Origin of the sequence: Streptococcus sp. HMSC070B10 (assembly GCF_001808665.1) — a bacterium.
GTDB lineage: Bacteria > Bacillota > Bacilli > Lactobacillales > Streptococcaceae > Streptococcus.
Map to the genome: position 1 here is coordinate 5,222 of NZ_KV794205.1, position 447 is coordinate 5,668.

The 447-nt window shown below is 32.9% G+C and carries 1 protein-coding gene; it reads left to right on the forward strand.

All coding sequences use genetic code 11. The features are described 5' to 3' along the window. Positions 1-447 (forward strand): TipC family immunity protein (locus HMPREF2613_RS07145; protein ID WP_070479903.1); only part of this gene is annotated, 447 nt, incomplete at both ends.

Sequence of the window (447 nt, forward strand, 5' to 3'; positions counted from 1 at the left end):
GTGATTATCACAATTATACATTTCTCTGGAAAGGGCGAACTTTTTATAAGTTAAAAGGTTTAAAAATTGTGGACAACGATTCTCAAGAAATTTCTATTCATTCTATTGATTATAAAAGTGTAGATTTACCAAATACTATTCATTCTCTAGGTTATTATTTTTATTTTGGATTTCAGGAGATGACGAAAGTTGGGATAGAAATGCGTTTGAGAATACCAAATACAGAGACAAGCATAAATGTAGATTACCTGTACGATGTAAACAATCAGCAATTAGAACGATTTATATGGTATCACGATGAGAAAAGCGAAAGATATTATCATCAGTCTCAAGTAGAGGACTTTCTTGCCAAACACGGTAAGACTGTCGATGAGATTCGCAAAGAAGCAGATAATGTACTCCGTAATAAAGTTCTTAAAGACTGGACCACTATCTACTCTAGTCGTT